The 26,769-nt window shown below is 66.4% G+C and carries 24 protein-coding genes; 17 read left to right on the forward strand and 7 right to left on the reverse strand.

What is annotated here, in order from left to right:
- Window positions 1-7: 7 nt before the first annotated feature.
- From AC3FLX_RS09550 to AC3FLX_RS09585, 8 genes are all read left to right on the forward strand, one after another.
- Complete coding sequence (locus AC3FLX_RS09550; protein WP_488695932.1) at window positions 8-895, forward strand: CorC family transporter; 888 nt, start codon at window positions 8-10, stop codon at window positions 893-895.
- Window positions 892-2,535 carry an apolipoprotein N-acyltransferase gene (gene lnt, locus AC3FLX_RS09555; RefSeq protein ID WP_488695934.1) on the forward strand — a complete coding sequence of 548 codons (1,644 nt, stop codon included), beginning with the start codon at window positions 892-894 and terminating at the stop codon, window positions 2,533-2,535. Before AC3FLX_RS09550 ends, lnt begins: the two co-directional genes overlap by 4 nt.
- Window positions 2,536-2,993: 458 nt before the next feature.
- The gene (gene glyQ / locus AC3FLX_RS09560) at window positions 2,994-3,947 is read left to right on the forward strand and encodes a glycine--tRNA ligase subunit alpha (protein WP_488695936.1); all 954 of its coding nucleotides are present in this window, start codon (window positions 2,994-2,996) and stop codon (window positions 3,945-3,947) included.
- Window positions 3,944-4,561 (forward strand): hypothetical protein, encoded by a 618-nt coding sequence (locus AC3FLX_RS09565; RefSeq protein WP_488695938.1) that lies wholly within the window; start codon window positions 3,944-3,946, stop codon window positions 4,559-4,561. Before glyQ ends, AC3FLX_RS09565 begins: the two co-directional genes overlap by 4 nt.
- 30 nt (window positions 4,562-4,591) lie before the next feature.
- A complete protein-coding gene (gene glyS / locus AC3FLX_RS09570) occupies window positions 4,592-6,715 on the forward strand; it encodes a glycine--tRNA ligase subunit beta (RefSeq protein ID WP_488695940.1) in 2,124 nt (707 codons plus the stop codon).
- A gap of 30 nt (window positions 6,716-6,745) precedes the next feature.
- Complete coding sequence (gene gmhB / locus AC3FLX_RS09575) at window positions 6,746-7,339, forward strand: D-glycero-beta-D-manno-heptose 1,7-bisphosphate 7-phosphatase (RefSeq protein ID WP_488695942.1); 594 nt, start codon at window positions 6,746-6,748, stop codon at window positions 7,337-7,339.
- A gap of 24 nt (window positions 7,340-7,363) precedes the next feature.
- Window positions 7,364-8,125: a lysophospholipid acyltransferase family protein gene (locus AC3FLX_RS09580; RefSeq protein WP_488695944.1), complete on the forward strand. Its 762-nt coding sequence runs from the start codon at window positions 7,364-7,366 to the stop codon at window positions 8,123-8,125.
- Window positions 8,122-8,994: a M48 family metallopeptidase gene (locus AC3FLX_RS09585; protein ID WP_488695946.1), complete on the forward strand. Its 873-nt coding sequence runs from the start codon at window positions 8,122-8,124 to the stop codon at window positions 8,992-8,994. The genes AC3FLX_RS09580 and AC3FLX_RS09585 overlap by 4 nt, the downstream gene beginning before the upstream one ends.
- A 21-nt stretch (window positions 8,995-9,015) precedes the next feature.
- Here AC3FLX_RS09585 and AC3FLX_RS09590 read toward each other — a convergent pair whose 3' ends face one another.
- Entirely contained in the window at window positions 9,016-11,775 is a 2,760-nt protein-coding gene (locus AC3FLX_RS09590) for an autotransporter family protein (RefSeq protein ID WP_488695947.1), read from the reverse strand.
- Entirely contained in the window at window positions 11,772-11,948 is a 177-nt protein-coding gene (locus AC3FLX_RS09595) for a hypothetical protein (RefSeq protein ID WP_488695948.1), read from the reverse strand. The genes AC3FLX_RS09590 and AC3FLX_RS09595 overlap by 4 nt, the downstream gene beginning before the upstream one ends.
- 69 nt (window positions 11,949-12,017) lie before the next feature.
- Between AC3FLX_RS09595 and gloA the strand changes: the two genes are divergently transcribed.
- Together gloA and AC3FLX_RS09605 are read left to right on the forward strand one after the other, a co-directional pair.
- On the forward strand, window positions 12,018-12,425 hold the full coding sequence (gene gloA, locus AC3FLX_RS09600; protein WP_488695949.1) for a lactoylglutathione lyase: 408 nt from the start codon (window positions 12,018-12,020) through the stop codon (window positions 12,423-12,425).
- Between the two features lie 11 nt (window positions 12,426-12,436).
- Entirely contained in the window at window positions 12,437-13,342 is a 906-nt protein-coding gene (locus AC3FLX_RS09605; RefSeq protein ID WP_488695950.1) for a DMT family transporter, read from the forward strand.
- A gap of 61 nt (window positions 13,343-13,403) precedes the next feature.
- On the opposite strand, the gene trpS is transcribed toward AC3FLX_RS09605, so the two are convergent.
- The 5 genes from trpS to AC3FLX_RS09630 form a co-directional block, all read right to left on the reverse strand.
- Window positions 13,404-14,432: a tryptophan--tRNA ligase gene (trpS, locus tag AC3FLX_RS09610; RefSeq protein WP_488695952.1), complete on the reverse strand. Its 1,029-nt coding sequence runs from the start codon at window positions 14,430-14,432 to the stop codon at window positions 13,404-13,406.
- 69 nt (window positions 14,433-14,501) lie between these two features.
- Window positions 14,502-15,344 carry a 16S rRNA (adenine(1518)-N(6)/adenine(1519)-N(6))-dimethyltransferase RsmA gene (rsmA, locus tag AC3FLX_RS09615; protein WP_488695954.1) on the reverse strand — a complete coding sequence of 281 codons (843 nt, stop codon included), beginning with the start codon at window positions 15,342-15,344 and terminating at the stop codon, window positions 14,502-14,504.
- A 3-nt stretch (window positions 15,345-15,347) separates the two neighbouring features.
- Window positions 15,348-16,412, reverse strand: a complete 1,065-nt coding sequence (gene pdxA, locus AC3FLX_RS09620) for a 4-hydroxythreonine-4-phosphate dehydrogenase PdxA (protein WP_488695955.1) — start codon at window positions 16,410-16,412, stop codon at window positions 15,348-15,350.
- A gap of 21 nt (window positions 16,413-16,433) precedes the next feature.
- Complete coding sequence (locus AC3FLX_RS09625; RefSeq protein WP_488695956.1) at window positions 16,434-17,903, reverse strand: peptidylprolyl isomerase; 1,470 nt, start codon at window positions 17,901-17,903, stop codon at window positions 16,434-16,436.
- A gap of 9 nt (window positions 17,904-17,912) precedes the next feature.
- Window positions 17,913-20,393, reverse strand: a complete 2,481-nt coding sequence (locus tag AC3FLX_RS09630) for an LPS-assembly protein LptD (protein ID WP_488695958.1) — start codon at window positions 20,391-20,393, stop codon at window positions 17,913-17,915.
- Window positions 20,394-20,573: 180 nt separating this feature from the next.
- Here AC3FLX_RS09630 and AC3FLX_RS09635 point away from each other — a divergent pair, with 180 nt between their 5' ends.
- From AC3FLX_RS09635 to AC3FLX_RS09665, 7 genes are all read left to right on the forward strand, one after another.
- On the forward strand, window positions 20,574-21,632 hold the full coding sequence (locus tag AC3FLX_RS09635; RefSeq protein ID WP_488695960.1) for an aminoglycoside phosphotransferase family protein: 1,059 nt from the start codon (window positions 20,574-20,576) through the stop codon (window positions 21,630-21,632).
- A gap of 3 nt (window positions 21,633-21,635) precedes the next feature.
- The gene (locus AC3FLX_RS09640) at window positions 21,636-22,409 is read left to right on the forward strand and encodes an AzlC family ABC transporter permease (RefSeq protein ID WP_488695962.1); all 774 of its coding nucleotides are present in this window, start codon (window positions 21,636-21,638) and stop codon (window positions 22,407-22,409) included.
- Window positions 22,406-22,729, forward strand: a complete 324-nt coding sequence (locus AC3FLX_RS09645; RefSeq protein WP_488695964.1) for an AzlD domain-containing protein — start codon at window positions 22,406-22,408, stop codon at window positions 22,727-22,729. Before AC3FLX_RS09640 ends, AC3FLX_RS09645 begins: the two co-directional genes overlap by 4 nt.
- Window positions 22,726-23,436: an N-acetylmuramate alpha-1-phosphate uridylyltransferase MurU gene (murU, locus tag AC3FLX_RS09650; protein WP_488695966.1), complete on the forward strand. Its 711-nt coding sequence runs from the start codon at window positions 22,726-22,728 to the stop codon at window positions 23,434-23,436. The genes AC3FLX_RS09645 and murU overlap by 4 nt, the downstream gene beginning before the upstream one ends.
- Window positions 23,437-23,599: 163 nt before the next feature.
- The gene (locus AC3FLX_RS09655; RefSeq protein ID WP_488695968.1) at window positions 23,600-24,997 is read left to right on the forward strand and encodes an aminopeptidase P N-terminal domain-containing protein; all 1,398 of its coding nucleotides are present in this window, start codon (window positions 23,600-23,602) and stop codon (window positions 24,995-24,997) included.
- On the forward strand, window positions 24,994-25,467 hold the full coding sequence (locus AC3FLX_RS09660) for a hypothetical protein (RefSeq protein WP_488695969.1): 474 nt from the start codon (window positions 24,994-24,996) through the stop codon (window positions 25,465-25,467). The genes AC3FLX_RS09655 and AC3FLX_RS09660 overlap by 4 nt, the downstream gene beginning before the upstream one ends.
- Window positions 25,445-26,698 (forward strand): UbiH/UbiF/VisC/COQ6 family ubiquinone biosynthesis hydroxylase, encoded by a 1,254-nt coding sequence (locus AC3FLX_RS09665; RefSeq protein WP_488695971.1) that lies wholly within the window; start codon window positions 25,445-25,447, stop codon window positions 26,696-26,698. Before AC3FLX_RS09660 ends, AC3FLX_RS09665 begins: the two co-directional genes overlap by 23 nt.
- Window positions 26,699-26,769: the final 71 nt, after the last annotated feature.

Consider the following 26,769-nt stretch of genomic DNA (forward strand, 5'->3'; position numbering starts at 1 on the left):
CCGCGACATGAACGACCCCTATCCCAGTTCGAAGGCTGCCAACTTCAAGCAGCCGGATCGGCCCCGATCCCTTCTCGAACGCCTTTCGGATTTCATCTCCCCTGAGCCGGACACCCGTGCCGAACTGCTGGAAGTGCTGCAGGACGCGCACGAGCGCAACCTGATCGATGCCGATTCCCTCTCGATGATCGAGGGCGTATTCCAGGTGTCGGAACTGACGGCGCGCGACATCATGGTGCCGCGGGCACAGATGGATGCAGTCAACATCGCGGACGCACCAGAAGCGTTCATCCCGTTCATGCAGCAGACCGCGCATTCGCGCTTTCCGGTGTATGAGGGCAACCGCGACAACATCATCGGGATCCTGCTGGCCAAGGACCTGCTGCGCTACTACACCGACGAGAACTTCGACCTGCGCGAAACACTGCGTCCGGCCGTGTTCATCCCGGAATCGAAGCGCCTGAACATCCTGCTGCGCGAATTCCGCATCAACCGCAATCACATCGCGATAGTCGTCGACGAATATGGCGGCGTGGCGGGGCTGGTGACGATCGAAGATGTTCTGGAGCAGATCGTTGGCGACATCGAGGACGAATTCGACCTGGACGAAGACCAGGACATGATTCTGCCCACGGCGGATGGCGCCTGGCGTGTACGCGGCCTGACCGAGATCGAACATTTCAACGAGGCATTCGGTACGGCGTTTCCCAATGACGACGTCGATACCGTGGGTGGCCTGCTGACCAATCACGTGGGCCACGTCCCACACCGCGGCGAGGTTATTACGTTGCCACCGATCCGCTTCGAAGTACTGCGCGCCGACGCGCGCCAGGTGCACCTGCTGCAGGTGCACCGCGAGGCTCCGGCTGAAACCAACGGCGTGGCCGACGCATGAAGCGCGCCGGCGCGCCCGACGCCGTGGGTACCCGCCGCGCCGATCCGATCGTCGGCGGCGGTCCGTCTTCCCCCTCCGCCTCCCCCGCCGGCGCGCTACGCGCCGCATCGCGCCAGGGCACACTGTTCCGCCTGCTGATTGCCGCCGTGCTGGGCGTGGCGCACACGCAGGCATTCGCCCCGCATGACTGGTGGTGGCTGCAGATCCTGTCGCTGGCCGGACTGCTAGCGCTGGTTGCCGGTGCACCAAGGCCGCGCGCGGCAGCCGCCACGGCCTATGCATTCGGCATGGGCTGGTTTCTGTCCGGCATCTGGTGGCTCTATATCAGCATGCACGTCTACGGCGAGATGCCGGCCTGGATGGCCGCGCTGGCCGTGGTGCTGTTCGCCGGCTACCTGTCGATCTGGCCGGCCCTGGCGGCCGGCACGTGGCATTGGCTGAGCCGGCGCGGACGCGACGGCGTCCTGGCGGCGCTGACGTTCGGCGCGGTCTGGGCGTTGTCCGAGTGGCTGCGCGGCGTGGTATTCACCGGTTTCCCGTGGCTGGGCAGCGGCTATCCGCATACCGACGGCCCGCTATCCGGCTTTGCGCCGCTGATCGGCGTCTATGGCATCACGTTCCTGGCCGCCTCGGTGTCCGCACTGCTGGCGGTGGCGGTCCGGGCCGGTCTGCAGCGGGCCGAGCCGGGCGCCACTGGCATCGCCGTGTGGTCGGTCGGCCTGGTCGCCGCCGCGCTCGGTGGCGGCGTGCTGCTGGCGCCGATCGCGTACACGTCGCCAATCGGCCAGCCCATCAGCGTGCGGCTGCTGCAAGGCAACGTGGCACAGGACATCAAGTTCGAGCCGGTTGGCATCCAGCGCTCGCTGGAGCTGTACCGCGACATGATCGTCGCAGCACCGGCCGACCTCGTGGTCACGCCGGAAACCGCGTTCCCGGTAATCCTGCAGGACCTGCCGCTGGACATCGCCAAGGCGGTGCGCACCTACATGGAATCGACCGGCACGACGGTCGTCTTTGGTGCGGCGGGCGCCGACTCACCCGTGGATTTCACCAACAGCGTCTTTGCGATCGGGCCGGAGCAGAACGAGCTGTACCGCTACAACAAGCACCATCTGGTGCCGTTTGGCGAATTCATCCCGTTCGGATTCCACTGGTTCGTCAACATGATGAAAATGCCGCTGGGCGACTTCCGGCGCGGCACGCTGGACCAGCCGGCGGTACCGGTGCGCGGCATCCACGTGGCCCCCAATATCTGCTACGAGGATTTGTTTGGCGAAGAAATCGCCGCCACGCTGCGGCAGCAGGCTACGCCCGCCAATCTGCTGGCCAACGTGACGAACCTGGCCTGGTTTGGCGACACGATTGCGCTGGACCAGCATCTGCAGATCTCGCGCATGCGTGCACTGGAAATGCGCCGGCCCATGCTGCGTGCGACCAATACCGGAATGACGGCCGTGGTCAGGCCGGACGGGACGGTTCAGGCAAAGCTGCCGACGTTCGAAGTGGGCACGCTGACGGCTGACGTGCAGGGCATGCAGGGCCTGACGCCATATATCCGCTGGGGTAACGTGCCGGTGCTTGCCGGCAGCGTGCTGGTGCTGTTGCTGGCGCTGCGGGCGCAGCGCCGGAGGCCGGCCTAGCCGACCAGCGAAGTCGCCATTGACACAGCCGCGGCGGCAACCATCACGGCGATGGCGACGATATAAGGTTTGCGAGAAAGCAGCGACATGACGAATCCCCTAATGTTGTTTCCAAGACTACGGACCGCCCCGACCTGCTGAAGGCTGGAGCTTCGACCCTGGGAAGCTGACGGTCCGATATTGCAGCCATCTTGTTTGTGATGCGGTGGCTGCGTACTTCCACTGTATACAAAAACGGTATCGGCACCTATCGGACGATTCTGAAACCCAGGTCGGGATTTACCCGACCCGTTGTAGCCGCCCGACAGTCATCACACGCACGATTCGTGCCCTGTCACACCCTTTTCCTGCTCCAGCGCGGCTGAGAGCGGCCAAAAACCCGATAGAATCCGAGGTTTGGCAAACCCTGTGCGAGATGGTTCGCGCACTTGCCCGCCGGCTTTCTATTTCGCTTTCCTATGCTGACCTTCCAACAAATGATTCTGACCCTGCAGGCCTACTGGGACCGGCAGGGCTGCGCATTGCTGCAACCGATCGACCTGGAGGTTGGCGCCGGCACATCGCACGTGCATACGTTCCTGCGCGCGATTGGCCCGGAGCCGTGGCGCGCGGCCTACGTGCAGCCGTCGCGCCGGCCCAAGGACGGCCGCTATGGCGAGAATCCGAACCGTCTCCAGCACTACTACCAGTACCAGGTGGTGCTGAAGCCGGCACCCGAGAACATCCTGGAGCTCTACCTGGGCTCGCTGGAGGCGCTGGGCCTGGACCTGAAGCAGAATGACATCCGCTTTGTCGAGGACGACTGGGAAAACCCGACGCTGGGCGCCTGGGGCCTGGGCTGGGAAGTCTGGCTCAACGGCATGGAAGTCACGCAGTTCACGTACTTCCAGCAAGTGGGCGGCATCGACTGCAAGCCCATCACCGGCGAAATCACCTACGGCATCGAGCGGCTGGCGATGTACCTGCAGAAGGTGGAGAACATCTACGACCTGGTCTGGACCGAGTGGGAAGAAAACGGCGTGACGCGCCGCCTGACCTACGGCGACGTCTACCACCAGAACGAAGTGGAGCAATCCACCTACAACTTCGAGCACAGCAACACCGAGATCCTGTTCCGCCACTTCGCCGAGCACGAGCGCGAAGCCAAGCGACTGATGGGGGATACCGGCGAGAAGAACGAAGACGGAACGCCGAAGACGAACGGCACACGCCTGGCGCTGCCGGCTTACGAGCAGGTGCTCAAGGCCGCCCACACGTTCAACCTGCTCGATGCGCGCGGCGCAATCTCGGTGACCGAGCGTGCCGCTTATATCGGCCGCATCCGCAATCTGTCGCGCCTGGTAGCGCAGGCCTATTACGATTCGCGCGAAGCGCTGGGCTTCCCGATGTGCAACAACGGGGCGCGCGCATGACGGCCCGCGTACGCGGCGCCATCGCACTCGCCGCGTTCGCCCTGCCGATCGCATTGTCCCCGGCGGGCGCCCTGGCCGCGGCACGCACTTCGGCGGCGCCGTCACCGCAGGCGCTGTACCTGCCGGCGGAACTGGCCAATGTCTGCGAGGCCGATACCCAGGCGCTGCAACAGGCCATTACGCGGCACTGGCGGCCGTCGCTGTCGGCCATCGACCAGTGGACGCAACTGGTGCGCTCGTTCTCGTGCGATCTCTCCGGTTCGCGCGATCTCGGCTGGCACCGCGTACCGCTGCGGGCGTACGAAAGCGCGATCCGCTACCCGCTGCAGTGGGTGGAATGGGAAGAACGCGCCGGCGGCACGCGCCGCACCGTGCGCACCTATTATTCCGCCACGCAGTTGCCCGCGAAGATCGATTTCTGGGTGGGGGGGCGCATCGACGAGATCCGCTACGACCGCCGGTCCCATCGTATCGACGCACGCTTTCCGGCCGCGGGCAGCCGCGGCGCTTCCGGTGTGGCCGCCCAATGCGCCTACACCACGCTGCAATTCCGCCAGCAGAACGGCCTGTGGCTGCTGTCTGGCGTAGAACCCAATCTCGCGCCGCGCTGCTGATGCGCGCGGCCATACCTGTTGGATAGATTCATGTCGCAACCCATGACCGATTCGCTGCTGATCGAACTGTTCACCGAAGAACTGCCGCCGAAGGCGCTGGCCCGGCTGGGCGAAGCCTTTGCGCAGGGCGCGTTCGACGGCCTTGGCGCGCGGGACCTGCTCGAAACCGGCGCCACCGTGACGCCTTTTGCCACCCCGCGCCGCCTGGCCGCGCTGGTCAGCGGCGTGCGCCGCACCGCGCCGGACCGGGAGCAGCGTGAAAAGGTGCTGCCGCTGACCGTGGCGCTCGACGCAAACGGCGCGCCGACCGCACCGCTGGCCAAGAAGCTGGCGGCCCTGGCAAAGTCCGTGGGCGTGGGCGAGATCGACTGGCAGACGCTGGAGCGCGCCTCCGACGGCAAGGCCGATGCCTTCTTCTATCGCTATACCGCCCGTGGCGCCGCCTTGGCCGATGGGCTGCAGGCCGCGCTGGACGATACGCTGACCAAGCTGCCGATTCCGAAGGTGATGAGCTACCAGCGCCCGGACGGCGCCACGGTGCACTTCGTGCGTCCGGCGCATAGCCTGATCGCGCTGTACGGCGCCGAAATCGTGCCGGTGTCGGTGCTCGGCCTGCAAGCCAGCAACGTGACGCAGGGCCACCGCTTCCTGTCGCAGGGCACGATCGAAATTCCGCATGCCACCGAGTACGCGGGACTGCTGGAGTCGCGCGGCCGTGTGATCGCCAGCTATGGCGACCGCCGCGAACGGATTCGCACCGCGCTGCTCAAGGAAGCCGGCGCCGATCAGGTGGTCATGCCCGAGTCACTGCTCGACGAAGTGAACTCGCTGGTCGAATGGCCGGTGGTCTACCCGTGCCACTTCGAAGAAGCGTTCCTGGCCGTGCCGCAGGAATGCCTGATCCTGACGATGCAGACCAACCAGAAGTACTTCGCACTGACCGACGCCGCCGGCCACCTGCGCAATCGCTTCCTGATCGTGTCGAACCTGGCCACGGACACGCCGCAGTCGATCATCACCGGCAACGAGCGCGTGGTGCGCCCGCGGCTGGCCGATGCCAAGTTCTTCTTCGACCAGGACCGCAAGAAGACGCTGGCATCGCGCGTGCCGCAACTGGGCAATGTGGTCTACCACAACAAGATCGGCAGCCAGCTGGACCGCGTGCAGCGCCTTCAGCAGATTGCCGGCCACATTGCCGATGCGATGAACGCCGCCGGCGCAACGGTGGACAAGGCAGCCGCCATGCGCGGCGCCGAGCTGGCCAAGGCCGACCTGCTGACCGACATGGTCGGCGAGTTCCCCGAGCTTCAGGGCACGATGGGCACGTACTACGCTCGCCATGACGACGAAGCCGACGACGTGGCGCTGGCCTGCTCCGAGCACTATCGCCCGCGCTTTGCCGGTGACGCGCTGCCGGAAGGCAACGTGAGCACGGCCGTGGCAATGGCCGACAAGCTCGAAACCCTGGTCGGCATCTGGGGCATCGGCCTGCAGCCGACCGGCGAGAAAGACCCGTTCGCACTGCGCCGCCACGCGCTGGGCATTCTGCGCATGCTGATCGAAAAGCCGTTGGCCGTGCCGCTGGACACGCTCCTGAGCCTGACCGAGCAGGCTTTCGCCGGCATTGCCGCCGTGAAGCCGTCGCGCGAGGCAATCGCCGACTTCCTGTACGACCGCGTGCGCGGCTACCTGAAGGACAAGGGCTACACGACCAATGAAGTGGAAGCCGTGGTCAGCCTGCGTCCGCAGTCGCTGCACGACATCCTGGCCCGCATGGAAGCCGTGCGCACGTTTGCCGCGCTGCCGGAGGCCGAGGCCCTTGCCGCCGCCAACAAGCGCATCACGAACATCCTGAAGAAGACCGACGAGGCCATCGGCAACGTCGACGCCGCCCTGTTCCAGGAAGCAGCCGAAGGCGCGCTGTTCGAAGCCATCGAGCGCGTGCGCCCTGGCGTGGAAGCCGCCTTCTCCGGTGGCGATTTCACTGCCGCGCTGCGCGATCTGGCCCAACTGCGCGACGCCGTGGACCGCTTCTTCAACGATGTGATGGTGATGGCCGACGACGCGAAGCTGCGCGCCAACCGCCTGGCGCTGCTGGCCACGCTGCACGGTCTGGCCAACCGCGTGGCGGACATTTCCAAGCTGGCGGCCTAAGCTGTCTTTCAAGCCGCATCGGAGCACGCCATGCCTCAGTCCCTGCCGAAGTTCGTGATTCTTGACCGCGATGGCGTGGTCAATCTCGACAGCGACCAGTTCATCAAGACGCCCGACGAGTGGGTGCCGATCCCCGGCAGCCTCGAAGCCATCGCCATGCTGAACCAGGCTGGCTATCGCATCGTGATCGCCAGCAACCAGTCGGGCATTGGCCGCGGGCTGTTCGAGATGAACGCCCTCAACGCCATGCACGAAAAAATGTACAAGGCGCTGGCCAACCTCGGCGGCCGCGTCGAGGCCGTGTTCTTCTGCCCGCATACGGCCGCCGACAACTGCGACTGCCGCAAGCCGAAGTCGGGCTTGTACGAACAGATCGGCGAGCGCTTCGGCATCGAGCTGCGCCACGTGCCTACCGTGGGCGATTCGCTGCGCGACCTCGAAGCCGGCGTGGCCGTCGGCTGCCTGCCGCATCTGGTACGTACCGGCAAAGGCCTGCGCACGCTCGACAAAGGCGGCCTGCCCGCCAATACCCGCGTGCACGACGACCTGGCCGCATTCGCCCGCTGGCTGATTGCCGAAGGCAGTCAAAAGACCGTCACGCACGCCGCATCCCCCGCCCCCTGAATTCGTCCATCGTCGCCCCCATCGATGACCTTTATCCGCTCCCTGCTGTTCACGCTGTATCTCATCATCCTGACGCCGCCCTACGCGTGCGTTTGCTTCATCGTCTTCCCGTTCATGAACGCGGAGAACCGCTTCCGCTTTGTGCGGGGCTGGACGCGATTGGTGATCTGGGCCGCGCGCCTGATCTGCGGCATCCAGTACCGCATCGAAGGCATGGAAAAGATGCTCGCGATGCTGGACAAGCCCGTGGTGCTGCTGTCCAAGCACCAGTCCGCCTGGGAGACCGTGGCCTACGTGGCGCTGATGCCTAAGCCGCTGTGCTTCGTGTTCAAGCGTGAACTGCTGTTCGTACCGTTCTTCGGCTGGGCGCTGGGCATGCTCAAGATGGTCCACATCAACCGCAAGGACGGCACCCGTGCATTTGCGTCGGCCGCGAGGCAGGGCCGTGAGCGGCTCAACGAAGGCGCGTGGATCATCATGTTCCCTGAAGGCACGCGCACGCGGGCTGGCCTGGAGCGTCCCCGCTACAAGAGCGGCGGCGCGCGCCTGGCCGTGGAGACCGGTGCATGGGTGTTCCCGATGGCAGTCAACTCGGGGCGCCTCTGGCCGCGCAATTCATTTTCAAAGTATCCGGGCACGATCACGATCTCGATCGGCGACGTGATTCCGTCCGCCAACAAGACTGCCGACGTCCTGAACCAGGAAGTGGAAGCCTGGATCGAGCGCGAGATGCGTCGCATCGACCCGGAAAGCTATCGTCGCGCAGGGAGCCAGGCCACCGCATGAAGCTGTTGCGCCCTACCGCCGACCCCGGCGCGCAGATGGAACTGCCGCTGGCAGACGCCACGCCGCCCGCCCAGCCGACGCAGCAGCCTCTGCTGGCGCCCGACGCTCCGGCGGGACCGACGGCCGATGTCTGGCCGCCCGCGCTGCCAAACAGCCGCGTGCTGCAGGTGGGAGAACGCACGCTTTACTATTCGCTGAAGCGCTCGTCGCGTCGTACGATCGGCTTCACGGTCGATGACCGCGGGTTGTCGATCACGGCGCCGCGCTGGGTGACGCTGGTCGATGTCGAGGCGGCCATCCTGGAAAAGCAACGCTGGATTTTCACCAAGCTGGGCGAATGGCGTCACCGTGAGACCCGCCGCGTGCTGCCCACGGTGCAATGGCGCGATGGCGCGACGCTGCCGTTCCTGGGCCAACCCATCACGCTCCAGCTGGAATCTCCGGCCGGCGTGCTCTGCTTCAACGCCGATACCCGCGTCCTGCATCTCGCATTGCCGGGACATGCCGAGGAACAGCAGGTCAAGGACCGCGTGCAGGGCTGGCTGCAAAACCAGGCGCGCCGGCTGATGGCCGAGCGGCTCGACGTCTATGCGGACAAACTTGGCGTGCGCCATACCGGCTTTGCGCTGACTTCGGCCGCCACGCGCTGGGGCAGTTGCACCGCCGACGGCAAGATCCGCCTCAACTGGCGCCTGATGCATTTTCCGCTGTCGATGATCGACTACGTGGCCGCGCACGAGCTGGCGCACCTCAAGGAAATGAACCACGGCCCGCGTTTCTGGGAGACCGTGGAATCGATCTTTCCCGAATTCCGCGACGCCCGCGCCCAACTGCGCGCGCATCCGCCCGAGCTGCTGCCGACGTTCTGACGCCCGGCCGGTTCGCACCGCTCACCAGGCATAGCGTGCGCCGAGCCGCATGGCGTACTGGCGGTAGCCCTGGCTGCCCCACTGTCCTCCGATATTCCCCCAACTCGTCCAGCCGCGTGTCAGCCGCGCGTTGAGGCCGAGCTTGAGTTCGTAGCGATCGCGTGGGAACAGCTGGCCCAGCACCGTATCACTGAATCCCACCGACGCGCTGGCCTGGTCATGCCACCAGTTCAGCGTCGCGTACGGCTGCAGCCGCCCGCCGTCGTCCCGGTCCAGCGTGCGGAAGATACGTACGCCAAGCCGGGTGACCACGCCATTGGTATCGCCGCCGCTGACCTGCGTGCCGCCGGGCTCGGTCACGTTGACGCCCAGATGGCGCAGCCAGGCTACCTGCGCCTGGGGTTCCACGCGCCATGACGTGCTGGCCAGCGGCAGGGCCCAGCCGCCTTCGAGCGACACATTCCATGCCTGGCTGTGATAGCCGACCTTGGGCAACTGATCGCCACGCACGTTGCTGTCGAACCAGGCGTACTGGAACCAGGTGTCGACGTAAGGCCCGAGGTCGGAGGCAGCCTGGCCGAACCAGGTCGCGTACATGCCCACGCCGTAACCGTTCACCTCGCCCTTGGCCCGGGCATCGTTGCCCGCCGCAAGACCGTCGGTCGCCACGTGTCCGTAGCCGAGCATCGCGCCGACATGCAGGCGATCCTCCGCGCCAAACAGTGAGCCGCGCGCGAAATCGCCGCCACCCTGCAGGATCACGGTATCGGCACGTGCGCCGTAGTCGTTGCCGCGGCTGCCACTCTCGGCGGTCTGTCCCACCAGCCGCAGCCAGCTCGCAGGCGCCGACGAAAACGGCAGCTCGCCCATGCGGTCTTGCAGGCTGTGCAGGAAGAGGCCGGCGGCCGCGTGCTCGTTGGCGATGTAGGCCGGCACTTCCGGCCGGTACATGGGCCGGGAAGGATAAGGAGGCGACGGCGGATCGGGTGGCGTGGGCGGCGTGGGCGGCGTGGGCGGCGTGGGCATCTGCTGCGATCGCAGATACCAGTCGCCGTCGTCAGGATTGGTCAGGCCGCCGCGATACAGGCGGTACTCGAACGCCCCCGCCACCGCGCGGCCGGCAAGCGTAAAAGTGCCGGCAGGAACGACGCCGCCCGAGACCGCGTCGATCACCTTGATGCCTTCGCTCGTCAGCGCCCCTTTGCCACCGGCATTGGAGATGCGCAACAGGCTGGAGCCCGTGACGGTACCGCCGCGGATCACAAGCCGATCCGAAGGGGAGTCATCGCCGCCGAGCGCCGCCGTCAGGCTCACCGTGCCACCAGCGCTGTGGTATCCGTCAAGGACAAGCGAATGGAACACCCCGTCGACCGGTGGCACGAACGTGACCGTGCTGCCGTAGTTTTCCAACCGCGTCAGGTTGGAATCGCCGGTGACAATCCACGTGGAACCGTCGCGCAGCGACAGCCGCGCCGCGTGCGTGCTGCCACTCGACGCGGGCATCACTACCGCCGCCCCACGCAGTACCGAGCGGGTGGCAGTCACGTCCGCGACGACTGGATCGGCACGTGAATCGATTCCCAACAAGTAGAAGCCCGACACGCTGCTGTCGGTGATCTTCACCGATGCCTCACCGCCCAGGAATGCAAGCGCAGTGCCACGGTTCGCCGCCAGGGTGCTGCCGGTAATTTCGGCCTTTTGCATCATCGTCTGGTCGGTGCTGAACATGGACAGCGCGCTGCCATCCTGCCCGGTGCTGACCGCGCTGCCGTTGCTCAGGACGATGCTGCCCTGGTCCAGGACCTGCATCGCCGCCGCGAGGGGGCCCGAGACCGTAACCGCGGTGCCATCGGCCACGATGGAACTGCCCGCCCCCTCCACCGAAAGGCCGTGCGCGCCGCGTCCTGCCGTGGCGACGCTGCCGCCGGTCAGCGTCACCACGCCGCCATCGCTCGCAAGCACGCCAATGGAACCTGACTCCTTTGTGACCACGGTGACATCGTCGGCCTGTATGGTCATGGCGTTTCGCGCGAGTATGCCGAAGGCGATGGCACCTTCGGTGGTGATATCCACGCGGCGCAACACCATCGAGCCAGACCCTTGCGCCCCTGCGGCGCCTGGCGAACTCTCGCCGGTGGTGCGGATCGGAATGCGGACGTCCTGGCCGTCGACGATCGCATTCGAATTCGACGAAGTCAGCGCCACGCCGGGTGCGGTAATACCGGTTGTCGTAATCGCGCTGGCCCCGACAAGCGAGATGGTGCCAGTGGCCACGGCAATGCCCGCTGCCTCCGCGCCCTGGGTCACAATGATCGAGTCGTGCATCTGCACCACGCCGCCATAGTCGGCAAACAGAGCATGCCCGCGCTCGCCCGAGGTCGTTACGTTGACCTGACCCGTCACGGTGACAGTGCCGAATGCGTGTACGCCGTTCGAGTGGGCTCCCGACGTCGTCAGCGTACTGCCCGGCGCGTTGAAGTAGATGGCGCCAGCGTTGTTCGCATAGGCACCCGTGGACTCGTCGCCGGTCGAGAGCAGGGTGACGGGCCCCGTAACGGTAATGGTGCCGCTGTTGACGGCATGGAGCACCGAAGCGTAGGCCGAGGCCCCTGTGTTGAATGTGCCTCCGGTGACGGTGCCGTCGCAACCGTTCGCCGTGTATGAGCTTGCCGTGGGCGACGGTGGCGCACAGTCAGCTGCGTGGCCGAGCCTGGCATCGAGCACTGCGACCAGCGCGCAAGCCAGCGCGCCACAGCTACTGCTCCGGAAGCATCGCGTCATGCAGTTTCCCTCTTGTCAGAAGAAACCTGTCGCGCGACCCACAGCGCTGCCGCGCCGTGAAATCGGCGTAGGCTGCCATATGTCATGCATGCGTGCTTCACTGTAGCAACCGCTTCGTGAACATCAAATGCAACGGCGTGCTGAAATTTCTCGTTGCCGGACTTCAGCGTCATCGGCAAGCGCCGGCGCGCAGGACTAGAATGACGGACTCTGTTGTATCAACAACCCAAAGAAGGTCCCCTATGCGACTCCTCCACACCATGCTGCGCGTTGGCGACTACCAGCGCTCGATCGACTTCTACACGCGCGTGCTGGGCATGCAACTGCTGCGCGAGAGCGACAACCCCGAATACAAGTACCGCCTGGCCTTTGTCGGCTACGGCCCCGAAAGCGAGACCGCGGTGCTGGAGCTGACCTACAACTATGGCGTGGACCAGTATGACCTGGGCACCGCCTACGGCCATATCGCCCTGGAAACCCCCAACGCCGCCGAAGCCTGCGACCGCATCCGCGCGGCCGGCGGCAAGGTCACGCGCGAGGCCGGTCCGGTCAAGGGCGGGACCACGGTGATTGCATTCGTGGAAGATCCGGACGGCTACAAGATCGAACTGATCGAGCGAAACTCCACCCGCGGCGCCGCACGTCCGTAAGCGACGCGGCAATGAGCACACAACTAATAACAAGGCGCCCGCTGGACAGCACGGCCATCGGACTGATGGTGCTGCTGTGCGCCGCATGGGGACTCCAGCAGGTGATCATCAAGGTCACCGCTCCACTGATGGGCGCCGTGCTGCAAGCCGGCGTCCGCTCCGCCATTGCGGCCCTGCTCGTGTTTGCCTTCGCGGCATGGCGCGGCACACCGCTCTGGGAACGCGACGGCACGCTGCGCGCGGGCCTTGTGGCTGGCCTGCTGTTCGGCGCGGAGTTCTTCTGTATCTTCGTCGGCCTGGGCCACACCACGGCATCGCGCATGGCCGTGTTCCTCTATACGGCGCCGATCTTCACCGCGCTGGGCCTGCACCTGTTCGTGCCGGGCGAGCATCTGCATCGCGGCCAGTGGGTAGGTGTGGTGCTGGCATTCCTGGGGATGGTGCTGGCGTTCGCGGACGGCATTGTCGCCGCGTCCTCGCAATCCAGCACGCTCCTTGGCGATGCACTGGGAGTCGTGGCCGGCGCCCTCTGGGCGGCAACGACCATCGTGGTACGCGGCAGCAAGCTGTCGCACGCACCAGCCAGCAAGACGCTGCTCTATCAGTTGGCGGTATCGGCAGTGCTGCTGCTGGTGATGGCGCTGGCCGCCGGCCAGGTCCATCGCGTGGAAGTCACCGGCTTCGTGGTGGCAAGCCTGTTCTACCAGTCGGTGCTGATCGCGTTTGCCAGCTACCTGATCTGGTTCTGGCTGCTGCGCCAGTACCTGGCTTCGCGGCTATCGGTGTTTTCGTTTCTGACGCCGCTGTTCGGCGTGGCGTTCGGCGTGCTGCTGATGCACGACCAGGTCGGCGTGCGGTTCGCCGTGGCGGCGGTGCTGGTGCTGCTGGGGATTGTGCTGGTGAACCGGAAGGCATAGGACACGCCCGCCGGTGTTCCGCCCTCTCCCGCGCGGGAGAGGGCAGCGAACCATCAGAGGATTAGTTCGGGAACGAGAACATCCCGAGCGCGCCGCGCACTTCGTCCAGCGTCTGCTGGGTCAACTCGCGCGCCTCGGCGGTGCCTTTCTTCAGGATGTCGAACACATAGCCCGGGTCCTTGGCCAGTTGCTCCCGGCGCTCGCGCATCGGGCGCAGCATTTCCTGCAGCAGGCCTTCCACACGGCGCTTGAGCACCATATCGCCCAGGCCGCCGCGCTGGTAGTGTTCCTTCAGCGCCTGCACTTCCTCCACATTCGGATCGAACGCGTCGAGGTACGTGAACACGACGTTGCCTTCCACCTGGCCAGGGTCCGACACCTTGAGGTGGTTCGGATCGGTGTACATCTTGTGCACGGCCTCGCGGATCTGATCCGCCGTTGCGCCAAGCGGAATCGAGTTGCCCTGCGACTTGCTCATCTTCGCCTTGCCATCCACGCCAGGCAGGCGTCCATGCTTCGGGATCAGCGCGGCGGCCTCCGGCAGTACGTCGCGGCCCACCTGATGGTTGATGCGTCGCACGATCTCGTTGGTCTGTTCGATCAACGGTGCCTGGTCTTCGCCCACCGGCACCAGCACGGCCTTGAAGCCCGTGATATCGGCGGCCTGCGAAGCCGGGTAGCACAGAAAACCTGCCGGGATATCGCGGCCGAAGCCACGCGCCTGGATCTCTTCCTTGATCGTCGGATTGCGCTCCAGGCGCGACACCGTGACGAAGTTCAGATACATCAGCGTCAGCTCGGCCAGCGCCGGCAGGTGCGACTGCACCGTGATCGTGGTCTTGGCCGGGTCGATGCCCACTGCCAGGTAATCCAGCGCAACTTCCAGCACGTTGCGGCGCACCTTGTCCGGGTCGTGCGCGTTGTCGGTCATCGCCTGCGTATCGGCCAGCAGCACATACTGCTTGTGCGTTTCCTGCAGAGCCACGCGGCTCTTCAGCGAGCCGACGTAGTGGCCCAGGTGCAGCGGTCCGGTAGGACGGTCACCAGTCAGGATGACGGGACGCGGATCGGTCTTGGTCTGTTCTGTCATGAGCGTCGCGAAAGCTTTGGGATATTCAGGAGATTCGGGAATTCGGAAAATCGGTAACCGGTGCGGGCATCAGGCCACGCCGCGCGCGGGCGGCGCCGCACTGTTGCCGACGATGCGGGCCAGTTCGACATATTCGGCCACCGGCACTTCCTCGGCGCGGCGGCTCAGGTCGAAGCCGAGCGCGTCGAAGTCGACCTGGTCGCGCAGGAACGACAGCGTATTACGCAGGACCTTGCGGCGCTGCGAGAACGCCGCGGTGACCACGTCGCCGAGCACGTTCGGATCGCAGGCCGGATACGGCGAGCGCAATGTGCCGTCCTCGGCGCGCGGCCAGGGGATCATGCGCACCACGGCGGAATCGACCTTCGGCGGCGGGTTGAACGATGCCGGCGGAACGTCGAGCACGTGTTCCATGTGATAACGCACCTGCAGCATGATCGACAGCCGGCCAAACGCCTTGCTGCCCGGCTCGGCCACCATGCGCTCGACCACTTCCTTCTGCAGCATGAAATGCTGGTCGCGCACGTGATCGGCAAAGTCCATCAGGTGGAACAGCAGCGGACTCGATATGTTGTAAGGCAGATTGCCCACGATACGCAGCGCGCGCCCGGCCTCCTTGAGCTTGCCGAAATCGAATGCCAGCGCATCGCCGGCATGCACGACGAGCCGGTCGTTGTAGCGGTTGCGTAGGCGCTCCACGAGGTCGCGGTCGAGTTCCACGACCTGCATGGCCGGCAGCCGCTCTAGCAGCGGGTCGGTCAGGGCGCCCAGGCCCGGGCCGATTTCGACGACGACGTCGTCCGGCTGCGGATCGATCGCATTGACGATGCCGTAGATGATGCCGTCATCGACCAGGAAGTTCTGCCCGAATCGTTTGCGGGCCACATGGCCCTGGTGCACGTTTGAACGCATAAGTCAGTGGCGGCCGTTGGCGGACGCGCCGTTGCCGTGGCGGCCGCTGGCATGGCCAGCCATCGTAATGGCACACCGGATGGCTTCAATCATGCTGCCGTGTTCGGCCTGGCCGGTAGCGGCCAGGCCGAGCGCGGTGCCGTGATCCACCGATGTGCGGATAAAGGGCAGGCCCAGCGTGATATTGACGCCGTGGCCAAAGGTGCCGTATTTGAGCGGCGCCAGTCCCTGGTCATGGTACATCGCCAGCACGCAGTCGGCATCGCGCAGGTGGCGCGGCTGGAACAGCGTGTCGGCAGGATAGGGGCCGCGTGCATCGATGTCGGCATCGCCGGCCAGCGCCAGCGCGGGCGAAATGACATCGATCTCCTCGCGGCCCATGTGGCCCGATTCCCCGGCGTGCGGGTTGAGCCCGGTCACCAGGATACGCGGACGCGCAATGCCGAAATGGCGTCGCAGGTCGTGATCGACGATCTTCAGCGTCTCCAGCAGCATCGGCACCGTCAGCGCATCGGGCACCGCACGCAGCGGCAGGTGCGTGGTGGCCAGCGCCACCCGCAGCATCGCATTGTCATGGGCCGGCTGCGGCCCCGCCAGCATCATCACCACGCGCGGTACGGCGGCGCGCTCGGCCAGATATTCGGTATGGCCCGTGAACGGCACGCCGGCATCGTTGATCGTGCTCTTCTGCACGGGCGCGGTGATCATCGCGGCATAGCGCCTGTCGCGCAGGCCATCGATGGCGGCATCGAGCAGCGCCAGCACGTAGCGGCCGTTACGGGCGTCGAGCTGGCCCGCCTCGCACGCCACGCCCAGCGGCACATGTTCGACGACCACATCGCCGTCGGCGATACGGCGCCGCCACGCATGCGCCACGCCCAGCGCCTCGGCGCGCTGCGCCAGCAGGTGCGCGTCGCCGATCACATGAAACCGGTATGCGCCACGTCCCATATCGTTGCCACCCCCCACGAGCTGCAACAAGGCACCGATCGTGATATCGGGACCGATACCGGCCGGTTCGCCGGTAGTGATGGCTAACGCCAGTGGAGCGGGTGCAGGGTCGGGCATGGCAGGGTGGCCGGCGCGTTATCAGCGCTGGCGGTTGATCCGGTATTCCACGTACGCCGCACTGCGCAGCTGGCGCACCCAGTCATCATAGGCGGCGCGCAGCTTCTGTTCGCGGACTTCCTGGCGGGCGAAGTCACGCTGCTTCTCGGCCGACACCTCCGTCTCGCGGCGGTTTTCCACCTGGATCAGGTGCACGCCGAACTGCGTGACCACCGGCTCCGAGATCTCGCCCGGACGCAACCGGTTCATCGCCTGCTCGAACTCGGGTACCAGCTCGCCCGGCGATACCCAGCCCAGCTCCCCGCCCTGCTGCGCCGAACCGTCCTGCGAGTAGCGGCGTGCGGCGTCGGCAAAGTCGGTGCCGTGGGTCAGTCGATCACGCAATGTGGTCATCTGGCGCTTGGCTTCCGCCTCGGGCATGTTCGGGCCGGTGCGGATCAGGATGTGGCGCACCTGCGTTTGCGTAATGCGGTCGGAGGCAGCCTGCTGCGCGGGCGCCGCGCGCTTGGCAACCAGCTTGAGCACGTGGAAGCCATTGGCCGATTCCACCACTTCCGGCACGACGGCGCCTGGTTGCAGATCGACGATTGCATTGGCAAACAGCGCGGGCAGGCGGCCGATTTCGCGGAAACCCATTGCGCCGCCCTGCGCCGCCTCGGGCGCCTCGGAATTCGCCTTGGCCAGTTCGGCAAAGTCGGCACCACCCTGGGCCTGCTTGAGCAGGCCCTCGGCCTTGGCCTTGAGCTGTGCCTTCTGGGCATCGGATGCGTCTTCCGGCACGCGCAGCAGAATCTGCTGCACGTTGTACTCGGTCGGCCCCGTGGCGGCGGACTGCCCGCTGCGCGCGGCCAGGAAATTGTCGATCTCGCCGTCGTAGACCTGCACCTTCGAGTCCACTTCGCGTTCGCGCAGGCGGATGACCTGCACCTGCTTGCGCAGTTCGTCGCGATACTTGGACCACGTCATGCCGCTGGCTTCAACGCGGCGGCGCAGTTCGGTGGCGGACATCTTGTTCTGCTGCGCCACCGATTCGATCGCGCGATCCACTTCCTGATCGGTCACCTTGATGCCGGCATCCTGAGCGGCCTGCGTCTGCACGCGCTCCATCACCAGCCGTTCCAGCACTTCGCCAAGCAGGTCCGGCCGCTCGGGAATCGGGCGATTCGCGGCGCGCAGCTGGTTTTCGATCTCGTCGGCCCGGTCAAGCAACTCGCGTCGCGTGATCACGCTGTTGTTGACGATGGCAACCACCTCGTCCACCAGCTGCGAGCGCTTCTGCGCCGGCTGCGGCACGCCCAATTGCGGCTGGCTTGGCGCCACCGTACTTGCCCCCTGCCCGCTTTGCGGCACGAAGATGCCCTGTGTGCGGGAGCCTCCCGGTGCGCGCAGTTGCGCGGCAGCCGGTGCGGCCAACGTGACGAGCACCGCGGAAAGCAGCACCTGCTGCCAGGAGTTCAGGCCGAACATTACCGAAAAAGCTTGACGTTTCATCTTGGTCCGTCATTCATAGTGATCGTACGGGGACGTGGGCACCGGTCGCGCGGTCACGGGCTCGTAGCCCGGCACGTTCAGGCGCAGCATGTCCAGCGGATTGGAGCCAACGTTGGACAATCCGCGGAATTCCACCTGCAGGAAGATCCGGCCGGTGTATCCGTTCGTGGTGTTGCGGAAACGCTGGTACACAAAGCGACCCACCCAGCAGTCGGCCGCATACTCGAAGCCGGCCAGCGCATCGACGAGCTGGCTGGCCGACTGGTCATAGGCCACGCGGCCAATGCCATAGACACGCTGCGTGATCGGCCACTGACCCGATACCTCGAACTGGTCGATGGCGGTATTGTCCGTCACCGACGTCGGCCGGCGATAGCGATAGCCCAGATTCAGCAGCTTGCGCGATTCCGGACGCCATGCAAATGCCACGTTCGAATAGTTGACGCGGTTCTCATCCGGGTTCCACTGGATCCCCGCGTCAAGGTAGTAGCCGCGGAACAGCTGAATCGTCGTCGCCGCCAGCAGATCCGAATACGTCGGCTTTGTGTCCGTCAGCGTGCCGCCCAGCTGCACGCGCTGGCCGGTGAAGTCGATCCGCTGCGCGATCGTACCGCGGAAGCGCTCGACACCGGTCTCCGATTCGATCAGGCGCGTGGTCAGGCCAGCGGTCAGCTTGTTGTTGTCGGCAATCCGGTCGTTACCGCTGAACGGGTTCTCGGTAAAGATCTGGCCATAGCTGAAGTCCGACTGCACGGTATCGAACAGCGGGAACTGGCTCTGGTCGCGGAACGGCGTGTAGACGTAGAACAGGCGCGGTTCCAGCGTCTGCGTATAGTTGACTCCGAACAGGCGGCTGATGCCGGGCGCATCGCGCTCGAACGTCATGCCCGAGTCCAGGCTCACCGTCGGGATGCTCCGGCTCATGGTATTGGGCGCACCGACAGTGTTGGTGCCCGCGTCCATGTTGTACTGCGCCGCGTTGAAGATCAGCTTCGGCGTGACGTACCAGCCCGGACGCACGATCGGATAACTGATCGACGGATTGAAGTAGGCGCGGCTGCCTTCGGGCTGCTGGAAGCCCGTCGATGTCAGCGGAATCTTGAAGCGCGTGTAGTCGGTGTCGAGCGTGATATCGAAGCCACCAAGATCGTAGCGTGTGTACCTGGCACTGACCTGCGGCTCACGCTCGTACGATGGCTCGCTCGGGCGCAGCGTCTGGAACTTCTGCACACGGGCCAGGAACGTCCAGTTCTGCCAGCTGTAGACAACGCCGCCTTCCTGGGTGTACTGCCGCAGCGTCGATTGCGAAACGCTGCGCGTCAGGTCGTCGGGATACTGGTCATCCGATACCTTGCTGACGTTCGCGTACGCCGTCATGCCCGGAATGATCCGCTGACTATGCTGGATCGAGTATGCCCAGCGGTCCCGGCCGGCCTTCTTGTCGTCCGGCAGGAATTCCGCACGGATACGGCCGTTGTAGCCATCGCCCAGATAGCGGAAGTCACCACCCAGCTGCACGCCGCGCTCGGTCAGGATACGCGGGTACACCGTCAGGTCCCGGTTCGGCGCCAGGTTGAAGTAGTACGGGACCGTCAGGTCCGCACCCGACTTCGAGCTGTAGCCGAACAGCGGCGGCAGCATACCGCTGCGACGCTCGTTGTTCAGCGGGAATGAGAACGCCGGCGCGGCCGCCACGGGCACGCCGAAGAAATTCAGCACGCCGCCATAGGCCACGCCCACTTCGCGGTCGCTGTCCAGGTCCAGCTTGCGCGCGCTGAAGTACCAGTCCGCGTTGTCGGGCGAACAGGTCGTGTACGTCGCCTTCTTGAGCGTGCTGCGATCCGGGTCGATGAAGTCGATCCGCTCGGCACTGCCCGAGCCGCCGGTCTGCTGAAAGTAGTAGTCCGGCGACAGCATGTAGCCTTCATTGGCCTGCACGCGCATGCGTGCCTCGGGGCCGACGGCCAGCGTGCCGCCCTTGGACAACCGCACGTTGCCCGTGGCATGGGCCTCGTCCGTGTCCTGGTCATAGGTCAGCTTGTCGCCCTTGACCACGCCGCCATCGCGGCGCAACTCGGCATTGCCCTCCAGCTCGACGCCCTTCTCGCTGTAACCGGTCACGCGGTCGCCAGAAACATAGGCCGGTGCATTCGGGTTCGACGGCGTCGACGACGGGGAAACCCCCAGCGTGCTGGTGCTCGCGCCGGCGGGCCGGCGGGCCGGCTCGGCCAGGCTCGGCACCAGATCGCCCGATTCGGGCGGCGGCGGCGGAGGCTCGGCGGACTGGGTGACGGCCGGCTCGGCAATGTCCAGGTTCGGAATCGCCGAAGCGGCGCCATACTGGGCGTGCGCATTGACCGAAAGGCCGGCCATTGCCAGCACGAGCGGCCGCAAGGCGCTGGCGGGCACGCGGGCGCGCCAGGGCTTGCCCTGGAGCGCAGGCGGTCGGGTGGCCGGATGATGCGGCGATCGTCGTTGTTGTTCGGTCATGCAAACGGTTGTCGGTCGGCTCGGCGGCGGGCGCTGCGCGGGACGTCGCAATGCGGCTTCCCACGGCCCCCAGCCTAATGCCGGAGCGGGCTGCGGGGCGACAAAGACCCCTCCCGGGGGCCACCCGGCGCCCGGGTCTGGTCGGGTATTATACGGGGCATCGTATTCTCCCTTTCCGGCATGGCAGCACTAAATCACGACCCGGGCCACGACCCGCGTATCGAACAACTGAAATCGTGGGTTGCCGGACTCGGCGCGGCGTGGTCGATCGACCCGTCTTCATGCGCCCCGGCGTCGGCCGACGCCAGCTTCCGCCGCTACTTCCGCGTGCGTACCGGGCATCCCGGCCACCCGACGGCCATCGTGATGGACGCGCCGCCGTCCCACGAGGACTGCCGCCCGTTCATCCACGTGGCAAAGCTGTTCGGCGACGCCGGCGTGACGGTGCCCACCGTACTGGCACAGGATCTGGAGCAGGGCTTCCTGCTGCTGGCGGACCTGGGCAGCCAGACCTACCTGTCGCGCCTGGACGACGCCTCGGCTCGCCCTCTCTATGAGGACGCCGCCGCGGCACTGGTGCAGATCCAGCTGGCCACCCGCCCCGGCGAACTGCCAGCCTATGATCGCGCGCTGCTGCAGCGCGAGCTGGACCTGTTCCCCCAGTGGTATGTGGCAAAGCACCTCGGCGCCACGCTCGATGACCGCCAGCAGGCCGACCTGCGCGAGGTCTTCGAGACGATCCTGGCCAACAACCTGGCCCAGCCGCAGGTCTACGTGCACCGCGATTACCACTCGCGCAACCTGATGGTGCTGCCCGAAGGCGCCACCGTGGGCGCCAATCCGGGCATCCTCGATTTCCAGGACGCCGTGATCGGGCCGATCACCTATGACGCCGTATCGCTGTGGCGCGACGCCTATATCGAATGGGAAGAAGAGCAGCAGCTCGACTGGCTGATTCGCTACTGGGAGCGCGCGCGCAAGGCCGGCCTGCCGGTGGCGCAGGATTTCGGCGATTTCTACCGCGATTTCGAATGGATGGGCCTGCAGCGCCACCTGAAGGTGCTGGGCATTTTCGCGCGCCTGTACCACCGCGACGGCAAGGATGGCTACCTGGCCAATCTGCCGCTGGTGCTCAAGTACACGCGCAGCGTGGCCGGTCGCTATTCCGAAATGCGCAAGCTGGTGCGGCTGCTCGATGCGCTCGAAGGCACCGAGCGCCCCACCGGCCTGACGTTCTAAGCCGTGTCCACGCCGTCTGAAACCAGCGCAGATCCCGTCATCACCCGCCGTGGCGAGTGGTGGGCCGGGGTATGCGCGCTGGCGCCGATGCTGCTTGGCGTGGTGCCGTTCGGCCTGATCTACGGCGTGCTGGCCGTCAACGCCGGCATGCCGGCCTGGCTGGCGTGCGCGATGAGCGCAATCGTCTTTGGCGGCGCCTCGCAGATGATCCTGACCCAGCTCTGGTCGGCCGGCACCCCCGCGCTGGTCATCGCCTTCACGGTGGCGATGGTCAATCTGCGGCACGCGCTGTATTCCGCCACCATCGCCCCGTCGCTGGCGCCGTTGCCGCGCCGCTGGAAGGCGCTGGTCGCCTACCTGCTGACCGACGAAGCCTTCGCCGCCATGACCCGGCGGCTGGGCGACACCGGTCCGCGCGCCCGCTATCGTCACTGGTTCTATTTCGGCGCGGGCATCGCGCTGTGGTCGAGTTGGCAACTGTCGACGCTGGCCGGCGTGCTGGTGGGCGCCCAGGTGCCGCGCGATTGGCCGCTCGACTTCTTCCTGCCGCTGACCTTTATCGCGATCATCGTGCCGAATCTCAAGCACCGCGCCCAGGTGGCGGCCGCGCTGGTGGCCACGGCGCTGGCCGTGGTGTGCTACGCCATGCCGCACAAGCTCGGCATCATGGTGGCGGCGCTTGGTGGCATTGCCGCCGGCATGCTTCTGCTCCAGCGCAATCGCCGCGGGGGACAGCATGCGTCCGGCGGGCCCGAAAGCAAGGAGCACACCGCATGAGCTCGCTGACCTTGCTGTGGGTGTTCCTCGGTGCCGGCCTGGCCACGTTTCTGATCCGGCTGTCGTTCATCGCCGTCGAGGGGCGCGTGCACCTGCCGCCCTGGTTTCGCACCGCACTGCAATTCGTGCCGGCCGCGATGCTGTCCGCGCTGATCGCGCCGGACCTGCTGATGCGCGACGGCGCGGTGTACCTGAGTCCTTATAACGCGCGCCTGGTGGCCGGCCTGGTGGCCATCGTGGTTGCCGCGCGCACACGCAGCGTAGGCTGGACCATCGCCAGCGGCATGGCCACGCTGATCGCCCTGGAGACCTTGATTTGAGAGCGATGATCTTTGCCGCCGGGCGCGGCGACCGCATGCGTCCGCTGACCGACACCACGCCCAAGCCACTGCTGGCCGTGGGCGGCAAGCCGTTGATCGTCTGGCAGATCGAAGCGCTGGCCCATGCCGGTTTTGCCGATATCGTCATCAACCATGCCTGGCTCGGTGAGCGGCTTGAAGCCGCGCTCGGAGACGGGCGGCAGTTTGGCGTGCGCATCCACTGGTCGCCGGAAGGCACCGCGCTGGAAACCGCCGGCGGCATCGCGCACGCGCTGCCGTTGCTCACTCCCGGTGGCAGCGACGGCGTGTTCCTGGCCGTGTCGGGGGATATTTTCTGCGAATTCGACTACCGCACGCTGCTGCCGCGCGCACGCGCGATGGCCGGCGCGCCGCGCCCGCAGATGCACCTGGTGATGGTGCCGAACCCGGCATTCCATCCGCGCGGCGACTTCGTGCTGGGTGACGATGGCCGCCTGCACATGCCCGCGGAAGACGCCTCTCGCCAGGCGCTGACTTTCGGCAATATCGGACTCTATGACACGCGGCTGTTCCGCGATATCGAGCCGGGCCAGAAGGTAGCCATGTCGCCGTACTACCGCGATGCGATCCGCGAGGGTACCGCCACGGGCGAACGCTTCAACGGCCGCTGGGAAAACGTCGGCACGCCCGACCAGCTCGCCGCCCTGGACCGCGCATTGCGCGGCTGACCGCCTGGCGTATTGCCAGGCATGCGCCGGGGTGCGCGTGCCTGGGCGACTGCTTTTACGGCTGATTTTGCGACTGCCTGTGCGCCTGCTTCGACGCATCGCACGCCCGCACGACCGGCCGGCGGGTTTAGAATCGGCACATTCCCCTCACCGGCTTCACTCCATGTCCGCACCCGATTCCGCTCTCCTTGGCGCGTGTCGCGACCGCCGCGCCCGTGTGCTGCAACACCTGCGCACGGGTGGTGGCGGCGTTGCCATCGTGCCCACCGCGCCGGAAGCCATGCGCAACCGCGACAGCGACTATCCGTACCGGCACGACAGCTATTTCTATTACCTGACTGGCTTCACCGAGCCCGAGGCGGTGCTGGTCCTGGTGGCCGGCGCACCTGGCGAAGGTGGCGATCGCAGCATCCTGTTCTGCCGCCCCAAGCACGAGGAACGCGAAATCTGGGACGGCTTCCGCTTCGGCCCCGAAGGCGCCCGTGCGACGTTCGGCTTTGACGAGGCCCATTCGGTCGAGGACATCGACAAGCTGCTGCCTGCCCTGCTGGCCAACCGCGCCCAGCTGGCCTACCCGCTGGCCGCGACCGCCGACTTCGACGCCACTGTGCGCCGCTGGCTCGACGCCGTTCGCATGCAAGGCCGCGCCGGCGTGTCCGCGCCGGCGGTGGCGATGGATGTGCGCACGCTGCTCGACGAAATGCGCCTGTTCAAGGATGCCGGCGAGCTGGTCACGATGCGCCGTGCCGCGGAAATTTCCGCGCAAGCGCATGTGCGGGCGATGCGCGCTTCGCGTGCGGGGCTGCGCGAGTACCACCTGGAGGCCGAACTCCTCTACGAATTCCGCCGTCATGGCGCGCAGAGCGTGGCCTACAACTCGATCGTGGCCGGCGGCGCCAATGCCTGCGTCCTGCACTACCGTGCGGGTCCGGCCGAGCTGCACGACGGTGACCTGTGCCTGATCGATGCGGGCTGCGAGTTCGATGGCTACGCATCGGACATCACGCGCACATTCCCGGTATCGGGCCGCTTCACGCCCGCGCAGCGCGAGCTGTACGACCTGGTGCTGGCCGCGCAGGACGCCGCCATCGCCGAAACGCGCGCCGGCGTGCCTTATAACGTGCCGCACGATGCGGCCGTGAAGGTTCTGGCGCAGGGCATGCTCGATACGGGACTGCTCGACCGAAACAAGGAAGGCACGCTCGACGACGTGCTGGCCAGCGGCAGCTATCGCCGCTTCTACATGCACCGGACCGGCCACTGGCTCGGCATGGACGTGCACGACGTGGGCGAATACCGCGTGCCCGGCCCGCTGCCGGCCGGCCAGGAAGGCGAGCGCCCGTGGCGTCCGCTGGAACCGGGCATGGTGCTGACCATCGAGCCGGGCATCTACGTCCGCCCGGCCGAAGACGTACCCGAGCGCTATTGGCATATCGGCATCCGTATCGAGGATGACGCCGTGGTGACCTCGGGTGACTGTGAACTGATCACGCGCGGCGTGCCTGTGAAGGCCGACGAGATCGAGGCATTGATGCGCGGCAATGGAGGAGCGTCGCGATGAAGACGTTGTTGAGCAAGCTGTTTGGCGTGGGTACACCGAAACACCGGAGCACGGTCCACCCGGTGGATCCGAACCAGCCCTTCGTGGTGAACCTGTATGACGACCGGCTGGTCGTGCATCGGCCGGACGGCCAGCGCGAAGAACTGGCATGGGATGCGCTGGAGCGCGTGGTGGTGCGGGTTTCCGACCGCGCGCCGTGGGCCGGCACGCCGTGGCTGATCCTGGCCGGCGACGCGCAAAGCCAGCAAGGCTGCGTGGTGCCGATGACGGCCGCCAACCACGACGCGCTGGTGCAGCGCCTGCGGCAGTTGCCGGGATTCCATCAGCAGAAGCTGGACAACGCCATGCGCGACGCAGCCGCTGGCAAGGCACGCACCGACGCAAACCTGTGGAAACGCGGCCAGGCCGCGGCGGCCGACACCGCGCCGGCCCAAGAGGAAGCCAACCATGACACAGCTGGCCAGCCCTGAGATCATCGGCACGGCCGACGGCGAGCCGGGCGATATTGCCATCGTTGGCGGCGGCCCTGTCGGGCTGGCGCTGGCGTGCCAGCTGCTACGCACCACGCCGTGGCGAATCTTGCTGATCGATGCGGCCACGCCGGCCCGCGCCGCGCGCGACCCGCGCGCCATTGCGCTGTCGCACGGCAGCCGGCAGTTGCTTGAGCAGATCGGCGCATGGCCGGTGCCGGCGCAACCGATCGAGCACATCCACGTCTCGCAGCGCGGCCGCTTTGGTCACGTCAAGCTGCATCACGACGACTATGGCGTGCCCGCCCTGGGCCACGTGGTCAAGTATGGCGACCTGTGCCAGACGCTGGAGCGCGCTCTGGCGCGTGCCGCCGAAGCGGCGCCAGGACGACTCGAACGCGCGTTCGAAACCCGCATCGACAATATCGACCAAGGCGAGCGGCAGGACGGCGCCGTGGTGCGGTTGACGGGTACGACGCACGCCGACCACGACGGCCTGCCCGTGGCCTATGCCGCGCGTATTGCCATTCAGGCCGAAGGCGGCCTGTTCCATCAGCAGATGCAGCGCCTGTCGCGCGGCACGGAAGCCACACGGCGGCGCGACTACGGGCAGACCGCCATCATCGGCCACGTCACCTGCACGCAACCGCAACCGGGCTGGGCGTGGGAGCGCTTCACGGACGAAGGCCCCCTGGCGCTGCTGCCGCATGAGGATCACGGCACCACCGGCTACGCGCTGGTCTGGTGCTGCCCGCCGGAGCAGGCGCAACGGCGGCTGGCATTGACCGATGCCGAATTCGCCGAGGAACTGGGCCGCGCGTTTGGCACGCGCATGGGCCGCTTTGCGCTGGTGGGCAAGCGCCATGCATTCCCGCTGGGCCTGAACGCGGCGCCGGTCACCGTCAAGGGCCGCGTGGCGGCCGTCGGCAATGCCGCGCAGACGCTGCATCCCGTGGCAGGCCAGGGCCTGAACCTGGGCCTGCGCGATGCCTTCGCGCTGGCCGATTCACTGCGGGCCGGCTGCACGCCGCAGGCATTGCAGACATTTGCCAATCGCCACCGTCTGGACCGGGCCATGACGATCGGGATCACCGATCTGCTGCCCCGTGTATTTGGCGTGGGTGGCCCGCTGGCGGCGCACGCGCGCGGCGCTTCGCTGGCCGCGCTGGCCTGCGTGGCACCGCTCAAACACGCGCTGGCGCGGCAAATGATGTTCGGAGCACGGCAGTAAGCGGGACGCGCCGGGGCAGCCCCCGGCCATGATATTTGCTCATTTATTGGGCAATCGTATCTATTTGGCGG

Source organism: Cupriavidus sp. 291-E7, from assembly GCF_057798835.1.